At 63.5% G+C, this 13,400-nt stretch carries 18 protein-coding genes; 8 read left to right on the top strand and 10 right to left on the bottom strand.

What is annotated here, in order from left to right; translation table 11 throughout:
* Positions 1–101: 101 nt before the first annotated feature.
* The 4 genes from AC2CQI_RS20290 to betC form a co-directional block, all read right to left on the bottom strand.
* Positions 102–344: a hypothetical protein gene (locus tag AC2CQI_RS20290; protein ID WP_484577696.1), complete on the bottom strand. Its 243-nt coding sequence runs from the start codon at positions 342–344 to the stop codon at positions 102–104.
* 365 nt (positions 345–709) lie between these two features.
* The gene (locus AC2CQI_RS20285) at positions 710–1,171 is read right to left on the bottom strand and encodes a hypothetical protein (protein ID WP_484577695.1); all 462 of its coding nucleotides are present in this window, start codon (positions 1,169–1,171) and stop codon (positions 710–712) included.
* Positions 1,172–1,343: 172 nt separating this feature from the next.
* Positions 1,344–2,267, bottom strand: coding sequence for a choline ABC transporter substrate-binding protein (gene choX / locus AC2CQI_RS20280; RefSeq protein WP_484577694.1), 924 nt, complete (start codon positions 2,265–2,267; stop codon positions 1,344–1,346).
* Positions 2,268–2,284: 17 nt separating this feature from the next.
* A complete protein-coding gene (betC, locus tag AC2CQI_RS20275) occupies positions 2,285–3,796 on the bottom strand; it encodes a choline-sulfatase (RefSeq protein WP_484577693.1) in 1,512 nt (503 codons plus the stop codon).
* 114 nt (positions 3,797–3,910) lie between these two features.
* On the opposite strand from betC, the gene AC2CQI_RS20270 reads away from it, so the two are divergent.
* Positions 3,911–4,825: a choline sulfate utilization transcriptional regulator gene (locus tag AC2CQI_RS20270; protein WP_484577692.1), complete on the top strand. Its 915-nt coding sequence runs from the start codon at positions 3,911–3,913 to the stop codon at positions 4,823–4,825.
* Positions 4,826–4,861: 36 nt separating this feature from the next.
* Positions 4,862–5,191, top strand: a complete 330-nt coding sequence (locus AC2CQI_RS20265; RefSeq protein WP_484577691.1) for a DOPA 4,5-dioxygenase family protein — start codon at positions 4,862–4,864, stop codon at positions 5,189–5,191.
* A 118-nt stretch (positions 5,192–5,309) separates the two neighbouring features.
* Here AC2CQI_RS20265 and trpA read toward each other — a convergent pair whose 3' ends face one another.
* Both trpA and trpB read right to left on the bottom strand, forming a co-directional pair.
* Positions 5,310–6,122 (bottom strand): tryptophan synthase subunit alpha, encoded by an 813-nt coding sequence (gene trpA / locus AC2CQI_RS20260; protein ID WP_484577690.1) that lies wholly within the window; start codon positions 6,120–6,122, stop codon positions 5,310–5,312.
* On the bottom strand, positions 6,119–7,336 hold the full coding sequence (trpB, locus tag AC2CQI_RS20255; RefSeq protein WP_075802037.1) for a tryptophan synthase subunit beta: 1,218 nt from the start codon (positions 7,334–7,336) through the stop codon (positions 6,119–6,121). The genes trpA and trpB overlap by 4 nt, the downstream gene beginning before the upstream one ends.
* Before the next feature lie 110 nt (positions 7,337–7,446).
* Here trpB and AC2CQI_RS20250 point away from each other — a divergent pair, with 110 nt between their 5' ends.
* Positions 7,447–8,367 (top strand): LysR family transcriptional regulator, encoded by a 921-nt coding sequence (locus AC2CQI_RS20250; protein WP_484577689.1) that lies wholly within the window; start codon positions 7,447–7,449, stop codon positions 8,365–8,367.
* On the opposite strand, the gene AC2CQI_RS20245 is transcribed toward AC2CQI_RS20250, so the two are convergent.
* Positions 8,340–8,666, bottom strand: coding sequence for an ElaB/YgaM/YqjD family protein (locus tag AC2CQI_RS20245; RefSeq protein WP_075802035.1), 327 nt, complete (start codon positions 8,664–8,666; stop codon positions 8,340–8,342). The two genes, AC2CQI_RS20250 and AC2CQI_RS20245, sit on opposite strands and share 28 nt — an antisense overlap.
* 155 nt (positions 8,667–8,821) lie before the next feature.
* On the opposite strand from AC2CQI_RS20245, the gene AC2CQI_RS20240 reads away from it, so the two are divergent.
* Both AC2CQI_RS20240 and AC2CQI_RS20235 read left to right on the top strand, forming a co-directional pair.
* On the top strand, positions 8,822–9,037 hold the full coding sequence (locus AC2CQI_RS20240) for a dodecin (RefSeq protein WP_042121737.1): 216 nt from the start codon (positions 8,822–8,824) through the stop codon (positions 9,035–9,037).
* Positions 9,038–9,116: 79 nt separating this feature from the next.
* Positions 9,117–9,338 carry a DUF1161 domain-containing protein gene (locus AC2CQI_RS20235; RefSeq protein WP_075802034.1) on the top strand — a complete coding sequence of 74 codons (222 nt, stop codon included), beginning with the start codon at positions 9,117–9,119 and terminating at the stop codon, positions 9,336–9,338.
* An 89-nt stretch (positions 9,339–9,427) separates the two neighbouring features.
* Here the strand turns inward: AC2CQI_RS20235 and AC2CQI_RS20230 are convergent, their stop codons facing one another.
* Positions 9,428–10,432 carry an LLM class flavin-dependent oxidoreductase gene (locus AC2CQI_RS20230; protein ID WP_484577688.1) on the bottom strand — a complete coding sequence of 335 codons (1,005 nt, stop codon included), beginning with the start codon at positions 10,430–10,432 and terminating at the stop codon, positions 9,428–9,430.
* A 171-nt stretch (positions 10,433–10,603) separates the two neighbouring features.
* Between AC2CQI_RS20230 and AC2CQI_RS20225 the strand changes: the two genes are divergently transcribed.
* Entirely contained in the window at positions 10,604–11,029 is a 426-nt protein-coding gene (locus AC2CQI_RS20225) for an OsmC family protein (protein ID WP_484577687.1), read from the top strand.
* A gap of 72 nt (positions 11,030–11,101) precedes the next feature.
* Positions 11,102–11,335, top strand: coding sequence for a DUF1161 domain-containing protein (locus AC2CQI_RS20220; protein WP_075802031.1), 234 nt, complete (start codon positions 11,102–11,104; stop codon positions 11,333–11,335).
* Between the two features lies 1 nt (position 11,336).
* On the opposite strand, the gene AC2CQI_RS20215 is transcribed toward AC2CQI_RS20220, so the two are convergent.
* On the bottom strand, positions 11,337–11,747 hold the full coding sequence (locus AC2CQI_RS20215) for a PA0061/PA0062 family lipoprotein (protein ID WP_075802030.1): 411 nt from the start codon (positions 11,745–11,747) through the stop codon (positions 11,337–11,339).
* A 45-nt stretch (positions 11,748–11,792) separates the two neighbouring features.
* Positions 11,793–12,206 carry a PA0061/PA0062 family lipoprotein gene (locus AC2CQI_RS20210; RefSeq protein WP_075802029.1) on the bottom strand — a complete coding sequence of 138 codons (414 nt, stop codon included), beginning with the start codon at positions 12,204–12,206 and terminating at the stop codon, positions 11,793–11,795.
* A gap of 65 nt (positions 12,207–12,271) precedes the next feature.
* Between AC2CQI_RS20210 and AC2CQI_RS20205 the strand changes: the two genes are divergently transcribed.
* On the top strand, positions 12,272–13,360 hold the full coding sequence (locus AC2CQI_RS20205) for an aminopeptidase (RefSeq protein ID WP_484577686.1): 1,089 nt from the start codon (positions 12,272–12,274) through the stop codon (positions 13,358–13,360).
* The last annotated feature ends 40 nt before the right edge of the window (positions 13,361–13,400 follow it).

Raw genomic sequence — 13,400 nt, 5'->3', positions numbered from 1 at the left:
TGACCGCGTACCCTGTGGGAGCGGGTTTACCCGCGATGACGGCTGTGAATCCACCGCCGTCATCGCTGGCAAGCCAACTCCCACAGGGTTTTTGCGATGCCTTAAACCGGCACGCTCACCGTCGAGCGGCTCACGGCGACCACGAGCAACGCCTTGGCGATCCTCATGTCCAGCCGGGCGTTGGTCAGCATGGTTCGATGCCGCTCTTCAGGCGGCTCAGGCACGCCGGCGGCGGCTTCGATGGATTTCTTCAGGTGCTCAATGGCCTTGGTGACCGCTTCGTCGTGGGTCAGGCCGGGGTTGATGCAGAGGGAGAGCGGTGGATCGGGTACGCATTTCGTCATGACAATCTCCAAGGGTAAGGACGGGAGCTGCCATCACCGCTGTCAAACGGGAGGGTGGCAGCTGTGCATGGGTTGACAGACCAAGGACCCCTGGAGCCTCGGCGCACCCTGAGGTGCCCACACGCACAGCTGCCATAAGCAGCTGCGGCTACAGGGGGATTCAGGGCGGTCTGTCAAAACCGGTCGCTGAGTTGGCAGCGACCGGCCAAGACTAGGCACGGTTTCCCCCGTACGCAACAACTGAAAGGCCGCCGGAGTATGCTTGGGAAATTGCCTACAAGAAAGTCGGAAATCGGAGTGTTTTCGTGGCTTTTTGCGACAGCGTTGGAGCTGGGGTATTTGCTCAGCTCCAGCGATGAGAGGGACTACTTGCTGGTAACGGTGATTCGCGTCGAGTCCTGCATATCACAGCGTTTGTCTCTGACCGTTAAAACTATATTGCTGTAGCTACCAGGGGTTCCGCCTGGCATTGTCTTTGTCGCGCTATCTGAGAAAGCTTCATACGAGCCCCACTGGTACTCTGCTTCATTGCTCGGTACGGTGGAACCACTTGCATCAAAGGTTATCGGGCTACCAGAGGACTGCTGGGTCTGTTTTACATTAATTTTTATTGGTGGAATCATCAGCAGGGCCTCGCGAAGCTCAGCGCCTCGGGTGTCCGGACTTTCCAAGTAGCTGTCTCGGAGATATAAATAATTTTGATAATGATAGGAAGAAGGAAAGCAGTTAACCGGCATATTGGTGGGGTCGTAGGCATATGAGTCGGTATTGATGCCAAGTGACATTATGAAAAAAGCCGCAAAAGATGATCCTCTCATCATGTTCATTATGTCTCTCCTGAATCTTCTAGCTTATTGCCTCTGCCTGCTTGGGCACTCTGATAAAGAAGAGCGAACTCAAAATAACCGCCCTGTAACCTCAACGCTAATCTCATGCGCGACCATGCACAACTGACAGAAATATCAGTTGTGCACAGTTGATAACTGAACTAGCAAGCGTTCAAAGCTTCGCCTGCACCGCCGCCAGCGCATCCCCACCCTCACGGGTCTTCACCCCCTGCAACCATCCCTCAAGCACGGCAGGATTGGCCCGGATCCACGCCTTCGCCGCCTCTTCATTGCTGACCTTGTTATCCACGACATTGGCCATGATGGTGTTCTCCATCTCCAGGCTGAAGGTCAGGTTCGCCAGCAGCTTTGCCGGATTGGGGCAGGCCTGTGCATAACCTTTGCGGGTCAGGGTGTAGACGCTGCCGCTGCTGCCGAACCATTTCTCGCCGCCGGTGAGGTAGCGCATCTTCAACTGCACGTTCATCGGGTGCGGCGTCCAGCCGAGGAAGACGATCGGCTTCTCGCGCTTCACCGCCCGCTGCACCTGGGCCAGCATCGCCTGCTCGCTGGATTCCACCAGCTTCCAGCCGCCAAGGTTGAATTCGTTCTTGTCGATGATCGATTGCAGCGAGAGGTTGGCCGGGGCGCCGGAGCCGATGCCGTAGAGCTTTTTGTCGAACTCGCCGGCACGCTTCTGCAGGTCGGCGAAGTCCTTGACCCCGGATTGCCAGACGTACTCCGGTACGGCCAGGGTGAACTCGGTGCCTTCGAGGTTGCGCGCCAGCTGGGTGACCTCGCCGCTGGCGACGAACTTGTCGTGGAAGCCCTGCTGCGCCGGCATCCAGTTGCCGAGGAAGGCGTCCACCAGGCCGTCCTTGAGGCCGCCGTAGATGATCGGTACCGCCAGGGCGTCGACCTTGACCTGGTAGCCCGCGCCTTCCAGCAGCACGCGGGCCACCGCATTGGTGGCGGCGATATCGCTCCAGCCCGGGTCGGCCATCTTCACCGTGTCGCACTTGCTGTCGTCGGCCTGCACGGCACCGACAGTGAGGGTACAGACAACCGCGATAACGCTTGTGGATAACCCTTTCATGCTCCGTCCTCGCATAATTAATGGCCTGGTTGTGGATAACGTGCCTTGCGTTCGAGATCGTCGAGATCGATGTGGTTGCGCATGTACTGCTGGCTGGCATCGACCATGGGCTGGTGGTCCCAGCTCTTCAGGGTGCCGGTGGACAGCGCGCCGGCGACGAAGCGCCGCCGCCGCTGGCTGGCCAGGACTTGCTCGCGCAATTGCGGGATGTTCCAGCGCTGGCGGGCTTCCTTGAGGAAGTCCACGACCCGTTCGGCATGCTGCGGATGGGCGGCCAGGTTGTCGAGCTCGCGCGGGTCGCTGTCGAGGTTGTAGAGCAGGCAGGGGTCGTCCTCGCTGTAGATGAATTTCCACGGTCCGCGGCGGATCATCATCAGCGGGCTGATGGTGCCCTCGGCCATGTACTCGCCAATCACTTCGTCGTGACCGCCCTCGCCTTTCAGGTGACCGAGCAGCGAGCGGCCATCCAGCGGCAGGTCGCCTTCCACCCGGCCTCCGGCCAGCTCGACCAGCGTAGGCAACAGATCGCAGGTGGACACGCTGGCCTCGACCCGGCCCGGCGCGAACTGCCCCGGCGCATGCACCAGCAGCGGCACCCGGGCGGACATCTCGAACCAGTGCATTTTGTACCAGAGCCCGCGCTCGCCAAGCATGTCGCCGTGGTCGCCGGAGAAGACGATCAGGGTGTCTTGCGCCAGGCCGGTTTCCTCGAGGGTCGCCAGCAGCTTGCCGATATTGGCGTCGATGTAGCTGCAGGCACCGAAATAGGCGCGGCGGGCGTCGCGGATCTTGTCCACGGGCAGCGGCTTGTCCCACAGGTCGTAGACCTTGAGCAGACGCTGCGAGTGCGGGTCCAGCTCGTCCTGGCTGAACGGCACGTGGGGCATGGGGATGGCGTCATCGCTGTAGAGGTCCCAGAACGCCTTGGGAATGGTGTACGGGTCGTGCGGGTGGGTCATGGACACGGTGAGGCAGAACGGCCGCTCACCGCCCTCACGGACGTGGTCGTACAGGTACTGCTGCGCCTTGAACACCACCTCTTCGTCGAAATCCAGCTGGTTGGTGCGCACGCAGGGCCCGGCCTGCAGCACCGAGGACATGTTGTGGTACCAGCTCGGGCGCTCGTCCGGGGCGTCCCAGTTCACCGCCCAGCCGTAGTCCGCGGGGTAGATGTCGCTGGTCAGGCGCTCCTCGTAGCCGTGCAGCTGGTCCGGACCGCAGAAATGCATCTTGCCCGACAGCGCCGTGCGGTAGCCGAGGCGGCGCAGGTAGTGGGCGTAGGTAGGGATATCAGCGGGGAAATCGGCGGCGTTGTCGTAGGCGCCGATCTTGCTCGGCAACTGGCCACTGACCAGGGTGAAGCGCGACGGCGCGCACAGCGGGCTGTTGCAGTAGGCCGAGTCGAAGACCACGCCCTCGGCGGCCAGGCGGCTGAGGTTCGGCATCTTGATCGGCGATGGCGCGTAGATCGGCAGCAGTGGCGCGGCCATCTGGTCGGCCATGATGAAAAGAATGTTCTTGGCGTTCATAAGGTCACGGCATTCCATCGTCAGGCGTTATGGGAAGCAGCTGGAATCCAGAGTGAAGCTGTGCATAACTTGGGTAAAGCCCATGCCGGGCAATGACTAGGATTAGCTGAGCTTATGTTTGAAGGCCTGGGCGGGATGTCGCTGGATGTATTGCGGGTGTTCGAGGTGGCAGCGCGGTTGCGCAGCTTCACGGCGGCGGCCGTCGAACTGGGGACCACCCAGCCGGCGGTGAGCCAGCAGATCAAGCGCCTGGAAGAACAGTTGGGCGCCCGCCTGTTCGACCGGATCTACCGCGGAATAGAGCTGACCGAGGCCGGTGTACTGCTGTACGAGCAAGTACACATGGGCATGCTCACTATCGATGAAGGTGTGGCCCAGGTGGTGGGCCGTGACCAGCATGAAGTGCTGCGGGTGGCCACCGACTTCGCCTTTGCCGCGTACTGGCTGATGCCCCGTTTGCAGCGTTTCCACCAGGCCAACCCGCACGTTGACGTGAGCCTGGTCACCAGCGAGCGCAGCCACGCCATGCTGCGCCCGGATATCGATGTGGCGGTGCTGTTCGGTGACGGGCGCTTTCGCCAGGGCGAGAGCACCTGGCTGTTCGACGAGGAGGTTTTTCCGGTCTGCAGCCCGCGTTTGCTGGACGGAAAGGCCCTGCCGCTGGCGCCCGACGCGCTGCTGAAACTGCCTTTGCTGCACCTGCGCGGCGAGTCGGCGAGCCGCTGGTTCGACTGGAATGGGGTGTTCCGCGAGCTGGAATTGCCCGGCCCGCCCAACCCCGGGCACCTGCGTTTCGACAACTACACCCTGCTGATCCAGGCCGCGATCGGCGGCCAGGGCGTGGCGATCGGCTGGCGCTACCTGGTCGATGCCCTGCTCGATCAGGGTTTGCTGCGCCGTCCGCTGGATGCGTCGATTCGTTCTGAAAACGGATACTACGTAGTACGTCCTTTGCGTAAAAGGCGTAGTACGCTGGTCGAGCGATTCGTCGAATGGCTGGGTGAAGAACAATCGCGGCTACCGGTATAGTCCGGGTCGGTCGATTTGCGTGATTCAGGAGTGAGTGTGGAAAGGATCAAGGGCTATCACGCCCATGTTTATTACGACGCCAGCACCTTCGAGCAGGCGCGGGAACTGTGCGAGGAGACGGCGCAGCTGTTTCCGGTGACCATGGGCCGCATGCACCGGCAGCCGGTGGGGCCGCATCCGGACTGGAGCTGCCAGTTGGCGTTCGCGCCGGAGTTGATCGGGGTGGTGTTGCCGTGGCTGGCGCTGTATCGGAAGGGGTTGGTGGTGTTCCTGCATCCGCTGACCGGGGATGAGCTGGCGGACCACCGGGATCATGCGATCTGGATGGGGGGGATCAGGCCGCTGGATCTGTCGATCTTCGAGTGACCTTCATTCTTCGGGCCTGTGCATAACCCTGTGGGAGCTGGCTTGCCAGCGATTGCGATGGTGAATTCACCAACGTCATCGCTGGCAAGCCAGCTCCCACAGGTTCAGCGGAAAGGCCTTAAGATTTGCGCGCGCCGCGCACGCCTTCAGCCAGGGCCGAACACAGCGCCAGGACGTTATCCACAGCCTGCTCCGGGCTGGCAGCGGTAGCTATCTTGTCCACCAGCGCCGAACCCACTACCACACCATCTGCCAGCCGGGCGATCGCCGCAGCCTGCTCCGGGGTACGAATCCCGAAACCAACACTGATCGGCAGATCGGTATGCCGACGCAGCCGCGCCACCGCCTCGGTCACATGCTCGGTGGTCGCCGAACCGGCACCGGTCACGCCGGCAACCGACACGTAGTAGACGAACCCGGAACTGCGCTCCAGTACCCGCGGCAGACGCGCATCGTCAGTAGTCGGGGTGGTCAGGCGAATGAAGTCGATACCCGCGGCCTGGGCCGGAGTCGCCAGCTCGGCGTCGTGCTCCGGCGGCAGGTCGACGATGATCAGGCCATCGACACCGGCTTCATTGGCCTGGGCCACGAACTCGGCGACGCCAAAGCGGTGGATCGGGTTGTAGTAGCCCATCAGCACGATCGGCGTGGTCTGGTTGTCGACCCGGAATTCTCGAACCATCTGCAGGGTCTTGGCCAGGGTCTGGCCGGCGTCCAGGGCGCGCAGGGTCGCCAGCTGGATGGCCACGCCATCGGCCATCGGGTCGGTGAACGGCATGCCCAGTTCGATCACGTCGGCACCCGCCGCCGGCAGGCCCTTGAGGATCTTCAGCGAAGCGTCGTAACCCGGGTCGCCAGCGGTGACGAAGGTCACCAGGGCCGCACGGCCTTCCTGCTTCAGCTCGGAAAAACGTTGTTCGAGACGGCTCATGCCTGCTTCTCCTGCGCGGCCATATGGCTCATTACGGTTTGCATGTCTTTGTCGCCACGGCCGGACAGGCAGATCACCATCAGGTGGTCCTTGGGCAGGGTCGGCGCGCGCTTGATGGCTTCGGCCAGGGCGTGCGAGCTCTCCAGTGCGGGGATGATGCCTTCCAGGCGGCAGCAGGCGTGGAACGCGTCGAGGGCTTCGTCGTCGGTGATGCTGACGTAGTCAACGCGCTTGATCTCATGCAACCACGAGTGCTCTGGGCCGATGCCCGGGTAGTCGAGGCCGGCGGAAATCGAGTGGGCGTCGGTGATCTGGCCGTCGGCGTCCTGCAGCAGGTAGGTGCGGTTGCCGTGCAGCACGCCCGGTACGCCGCCGTTGAGGCTGGCCGCGTGCTTGTCGGTATCGACGCCGTGACCGCCGGCTTCGACGCCGATGATCTGCACGCTGGCATCATCGAGGAAGTCGTGGAACAGGCCCATGGCGTTGGAGCCGCCGCCGACGCAGGCGATCAGGCTGTCCGGCAGGCGACCTTCCTTCTCGTGCAGCTGGGCGCGGGTTTCCTTGCCGATGATCGACTGGAAGTCACGGACCATCGCCGGGTACGGGTGCGGACCGGCCACGGTGCCGATCAGGTAGAAGGTGTCGTCGACGTTGGTCACCCAGTCGCGCAGGGCTTCGTTCATCGCGTCCTTCAGGGTGCCGGTGCCGGCGGTGACCGGGACGATCTCGGCGCCCAGCAGCTTCATGCGGAACACGTTGGCCTGCTGGCGCTCGATGTCGGTGGCGCCCATGTAGATCACGCACGGCAGGCCGAAACGTGCGGCGACGGTGGCGGTGGCCACGCCGTGCATGCCGGCGCCGGTTTCGGCGATCAGGCGCTTCTTGCCCATGCGCTTGGCCAGCAGGACCTGGCCGATGCAGTTGTTCACCTTGTGCGCGCCGGTGTGGTTCAGCTCTTCACGCTTGAAGAAGATCTTCGCGCCGCCGAGGTGCTCGGTCAGGCGTTCGGCGAAGTACAGCGGGTTCGGGCGGCCGATGTAGTCGCGCTGGAAGTAGGCCAGTTGCTCGAGGAATTCCGGGTCGGCCTTGGCCGCTTCGTATTCGCGGGCCAGGTCGAGGACCAGCGGCATCAGGGTTTCCGCCACGTAGCGGCCGCCGAAGGCGCCGAACAGGCCGTTGGCGTCGGGGCCGCTGCGAAGGTTGGTCTGGGTCATGGGTCGCTCCGTAGGGAAGGATTTGGCTGACAATGGTCCTACTCTAACCACGACAGGCGCCGCTGAAAACCGATAAGATCGCCGCAACCTGTCAGGAAAACTCACACGTCATGTCCAGGGAACTGCCACCACTGAATGCCCTCAGGGCGTTCGAAGTCACCGCCCGTCTCGGCAGCGTCAGCCAGGCGGCGGAGCAACTGCATGTGACCCACGGGGCTGTCAGTCGTCAGTTGAAGGCGCTGGAGAGCCATCTCGGGGTGAGCCTGTTCGTCAAGGACGGGCGCGGCATCAAACTCACAGATGCCGGGTTACGGCTTCGCGAGGTCAGCGGCGAGGCATTCGAGCGGCTGCGGGTGGTCTGCGCCGAGCTGAGCCAGAGCGGGGCCGATGCGCCGTTCGTCCTGGGTTGTTCGGGGAGTCTGCTGGCGCGCTGGTTCATTCCCCGCCTCGGGCGTTTGAAGGCTGATCTGCCGGACCTGCGCTTGCACCTGTCGGCCGGCGAAGGCGATCTCGACCCGCGTCGGCCGGGCCTGGACGCGCTGCTGGTGTTCGCCGAACCGCCGTGGCCGGCGGATATGCAGGTCTACGAGCTGGCGCGAGAGTCCGTCGGTCCGGTGCTCAGCCCGCATTTCCCGGGCTTCGAACGCCTGCGCCAGGCGCCGGCCGACGCCCTGCGCGAAGAAACCCTGTTGCACACCACCTCACGTCCGCAGGCCTGGCCGGACTGGGCGCGCCAGCACGACCTGGACCCCGGCGCATTGCGCTACGGTCAGGGGTTCGAGCATCTGTATTACTTGCTGGAGGCGGCGATGGCGGGCTTGGGTGTGGCGATCGCGCCGCAACCGCTGGTCGCCGACGACCTGCGCGCCGGGCGCCTGGCTGCCCCGTGGGGGTTCAGCCAGACCCAGGCGTCACTGGTGCTGTGGGTGCCGCGACGCGCCGCGGACGGGCGCGCTGAGCAACTGGCAGGCTGGTTGCGCGCAGAACTGGCGCAACAGGGCGATCAATCGCCGCGCTTGCACAGCAGGTAGGCGGCCAGCAGGCCCAGGGCGCCGACGGCCACACCGGCGGTGGTCCAGGGGTGTTCCTGGGCGTAGTCGCGGGTGGCGATGCCGGTCTCGCGGGTCTTGGTCTTCACCTCTTCATAAGCGTCGCCAAGCAGGCTGCGGGAATGACGCAGGGCGTTCTCGGCGTTGCTGCGCAGGGCTTTGAGGGTCTTGCGCGACTCGTCCGACGCATCGTCTTTCAGGCTTTCCAGAGATTTGAGCAGGCTTTCGATTTCCGCTTCCATGCTTTGCAGCGCGGCTTTGCGTAGCGAGCTATTGGCCATGGTGTGTCTCCTTCAGGGTTGAGTGAGGTGTGTAGGTTCCGACTGCACCGGCTCTGGAAAGTGCGATCGAACGTTTCGCTGTGGCGTCGGCTCAGAGGTAAAACGGCCCGGCGCTGCTAGGCTCTATCCCCGCACCTTCCGAAGGAGAACAGCGAATGTCCGATCATCACACCTACAAGAAGATCGAGCTTGTCGGCTCGTCCCCCACCAGCATCGAGGATGCGATCAACAATGCCCTGGCCGAAGCCGGCAAGAGCATCAAGCATCTGGAATGGTTCGAAGTGGTGGACACCCGCGGGCATATCCGCGACAACAAGGCGGCGCATTTCCAGGTAACCCTGAAAGTCGGGTTCCGCATCGCCAACAGTTGAAATGAAGAGCAGGTTTGATAGGCAGGGCTCCGGGGGGACCGGGGCCTTTGTCGTTTTGGTCCAACAAGGAGAGCGATCAATGAAGAAGATGATGCTGGCAGTAGCGTTGATGGGGTTGGCCGGTACGGCGATGGCGGCGGGCAAGCCGTGTGAAGAGCTGAAGAGCGAGATCGCGGCGAAGCTGGATGCCAAGGGGGTTCAGCATTATTCGCTCGAGGTGGTGGCGAAGGGCGCCGGGGGCGGTCATGTGGTTGGGTCCTGTGAGGCCGGGACCAAGGAAATCGTCTACAAGCGCGGGTGATTTTCAGGGCCTAATCGCTGGCAAGCCAGCTCCCACAGTGTCCGCGGCGCCGCTGAACCTGTGGGAGCTGGCTTGCCAGCGATTGGTGCCTAACTGCCGAGCACAGTCTGGGCCATCAACTCATACGAGCGCACCCGGTCCGCATGTTCATACAGGTCCGAGGTAAAGATCAGCTCATCCGCCCCGGTCTGCTCCAGCAGCACCTCCAGCTTGGCCTTCACCTTCTGCGGACTGCCGATCATCGCCAGGCCGAGGAAATCCCCCACCGCATCCCGCTCATGAGGCAGCCACAGGCCGTTCATGGTCGGCACCGGCGGTTTCTGCATCAGGCTCTGGCCGCGCATCAGGGCGAGGATGCGCTGGTACACCGAGGTCGCCAGGTAGTCGGCCTGCTCGTCGGTATCCGCCACCACCATCGGCACACCGAGCATCACGTAAGGCTCATCGAGCACCGCCGACGGCTGGAAGTGATTGCGGTAGACGCGAATCGCTTCATGCATGTAGCGCGGCGCGAAGTGCGAGGCGAAGGCGTAGGGCAAGCCCAGCTGGCCGGCCAGTTGGGCACTGAACAGGCTGGAGCCGAGCAGCCAGATCGGCACGTTGGTGTCGTGCCCCGGCACGGCGATCACTTTTTGATCAGGGGTGCGCGGGCCGAGGTAGCGCATCAGTTCCAGCACATCGTCCGGAAAATCATCGGCGCTGCCGGAGCGCTCGCGGCGCAGGGCGCGGGCGGTCATCTGGTCGGAGCCGGGGGCGCGGCCCAGGCCCAGCTCGATCCGGCCCGGATACAGGCTGGCGAGGGTGCCGAACTGCTCGGCGATCACCAGCGGCGCATGGTTGGGCAGCATCACCCCGCCGGAGCCGAGGCGGATGCTCGAGGTACCGCCGGCCAGGTAGCCGAGCAGCACGGACGTCGCCGAACTGGCGATGCCATCCATGTTGTGGTGCTCGGCCACCCAGAAGCGGTGATAGCCAAAGCGTTCAACGTGTTGCGCCAGGTCCAGGGAGTTGCGCAGGGCCTGCGCCGGGCCGCCGTCCTGGCGCACCGGCACCAGGTCGAGGGTGGAAATCTTGATATCCGCGAGTCGCTTCATGGGGTCTCCAGGGCAAACGGAAGCCGCCGGAACAGACGGCCTTTGTTGCTTCTGTGGGGGCACTTGCCGGGGAATCAATCCCCGAGTGGCCAAACGGGCTGAACTTGCCCGGGGGCCAGGCCTCTGAATTCAGGAACGGCGCCGACCGCGCCGACAACCCCAGGAGGCATCATGAAAAAGACGGCATCGGCTCACTGGCAAGGTGGCCTGAAGGATGGCAAGGGCACCATTTCCACCGAAAGCGGCGCGCTCAAGCAGATCCCCTACGGTTTCAATACGCGGTTCGAAGGCACGCCGGGGAGCAACCCGGAAGAGCTGATCGGCGCCGCCCACGCCGGCTGCTTCTCCATGGCCCTGTCGATGATCCTCGGCGAGGCCGGCCTGAAGCCCGACAACATCGATACCACCGCCGAAGTGACCCTGGACAAGCAACCTGATGGCTTTGCCATCACTGCCGTGCACCTGATCCTCAAGGCCAAGGTCCCCGGCGCCAGCAATGAGCAGTTCCAGGAGCTGGCGAACAAGGCCAAGGCCGGTTGCCCGGTGTCCAAGGTGCTCAACGCGAAGATCAGCCTGGATGCGACCTTGCAGTCCTGATAGCAGAACCGTGGCATGCTGCGCCGGTCCAACAGGAGTTGGCTGACGTTTTTTGCCACGAGGAAACTGCTCATGATCCGTATTGCAATCGCTGTACTGGCGTCGCTGCTGGCCGCCAATGCTTCCGCCGCGGTCAAGCCGTGCGAGGAACTGAAAGCGGAAATCGAGGCCAAGATCCAGGCGCGGGGCGTGACCTCCTACACCCTGGAGATCGTGCCCAACAGCGAAGTCCACGACCAGAACATGGTCGTGGGCAGCTGCGAAAACGGCACCAGGAAGATCGTCTACCAGCGCAACGGCAACTGATTCACGGTACGCAGTGGATCAACCGTTCCTCTGCCAGCACCTGGCGCTCGGCGTTGTACAGCCGGGCGTTGGGCTGCATGGCCACGGCGCGGGCCTCCAGGCGATAGCGCTGGCCGGCCTGGAACCCGTCGTATTCGACGGTCAGGTAGCAGGTGCGTTCGGTCGGGTCGGTGGTGAAGACCCCGGTGTTGATCTCGTAGTCGAAGCGCACCACCAGCTCGTGCTTGCCCGGCGTGACCTGGAAGAAGCGGCCGTCGGTGAGCCGCTTGCCATCCAGGCGTTCAGCCATGACCAGCTTGCCGGGCGTGATGGTGTAGAAATCGACCCAGGCCTGGTTCTGGTCGACCGGCGGCATGGGCGTGGCGCAGGCGCCGAGGGTGCTGAAGGCGAGCAACATCGCTGGCTGTCGCATGATGGTCTCCGCAGGCGAGCGATATAAAGCACAAGCATAGCGCCCTCAGGTGCGCTGACAACCCGCCGGCAGGCCGCGTCCGACCACCTTGCTCTGTTCGTCATACAGCTTGGCCCAAGGCCGGAAGCCGATGGTGCCGGTCTCCAGGCGATAACGCTGGCCGGCGCTGAAGTCGTTGAATTTCAGGTTGAGCTGGCAATCGCGCCACAGCGGTTCGCTGACCGGGCCGATATTGGTCGGAGCCACGGCGAACAGATAACGCACAGTGAGCTGGTGATTGCCCGGGGAGACCTGGAAATAGCGTTTGTCATCCCAGGCACGGTCGTCCACTTCGACAGCGTGCAGGGTCTGGTCGTGACCGGGAGCAAGATCGACCCAGGCCTGGGACGGGTCCGGATCGGGCAGGCCGGCACAACCGGCGAGCGCCAGCAGGGTGCTGGCGGCGAGCATCGTACGCATGGCAAAACTCCGGGCGGGCAGGATAGTCTTGAAGCGATACGGACTTGAGCGAGACCACCCCACGCATGATTCGAATTCTTCTTCTGCTGCGCTCAAGCTCCGGGGCACTCGACCGCGTTTTTCGGGTATTTGTTCCCGTCCTGGCGCTTGGCCTGCTGAACGGTTGCAGCAGCCTCGGCTATTACAGCCAGCTCGCCAGCGGGCAATGGCAACTGTTGCGGGCCCGGGAGCCGGTGCCTGAAGTCATTGCCAATCCCGCCACCGATCCTGCGTTGCGCCAGCATTTGCAGCGTTCGCAGCAGGCCCGGGTGTTTGCCAGCGAGCACCTGAAATTGCCGGACAACCGCAGTTACCGGGTGTATGCCGATATCGGCCGGCCCTACGTGGTGTGGAATGTGTTCGCCACGCCGGAGTTTTCCCTCGAGCCTGTTACCCACTGCTTCCCCGTCGCCGGCTGCGTGGCCTATCGCGGCTATTACAGCCAGTCGGGCGCGCGCGGTGCGGCGGCGTTGCAGAAACTCGACGGGCAGGATGTGTATATCGGCGGGGTCGAGGCCTATTCGACCCTGGGCTGGTTCGATGACCCGATCCTCAATTCCATGGTCAGTTGGGGCGACGAGCGTCTGGCCACGGTGATTTTCCATGAGCTGGCGCACCAGCGTTTCTATGTGAAGGACGACACCGCGTTCAACGAATCCTTCGCCACCTTCGTCGAGCAGGAAGGCACCCGGCAATGGCGGGCGGCGCGGGGGCTGCCGGCGCCGGTGGTGGACGGCGGCAAGCAGCGCGACCAATTCGTGGCGCTGGTGCTGGCGTGTCGTGAGCGGCTCAGGAAACTGTATGCGCAGTCGCTGGAGGCGACGGCGATGCGCGCGGCGAAGCAGGCGGAGTTCGAGCGCTTGCGCGTGGAGTATCGGCAGTTGCGGGACGGCGAATGGGGCAGGGTCGGGCGTTTCGATGGGTGGATCAATGGGCCGATGAATAACGCCAAGCTGCTGCCGTTCGGGCTGTATGACCAGTGGGTGCCGGCGTTTGCCGGGTTGTTTGCCGAGGTGGGTGGGGATTGGGAGCAGTTTTATCGGCGGGTGGAGGAGGCGGGGTCGTTGCCGTTTGCTGACCGACAAAAAATCCTCAAATCAGCGCTATCCCGGTAGGAGCGTGGCTTGCCCGCGAAGGACCGCGGCAGCGGTCCCA

This window comes from Pseudomonas sp. P2S-1 (assembly GCF_057197725.1).
This window is presented reverse-complemented; position numbering and strand designations above follow the sequence as displayed.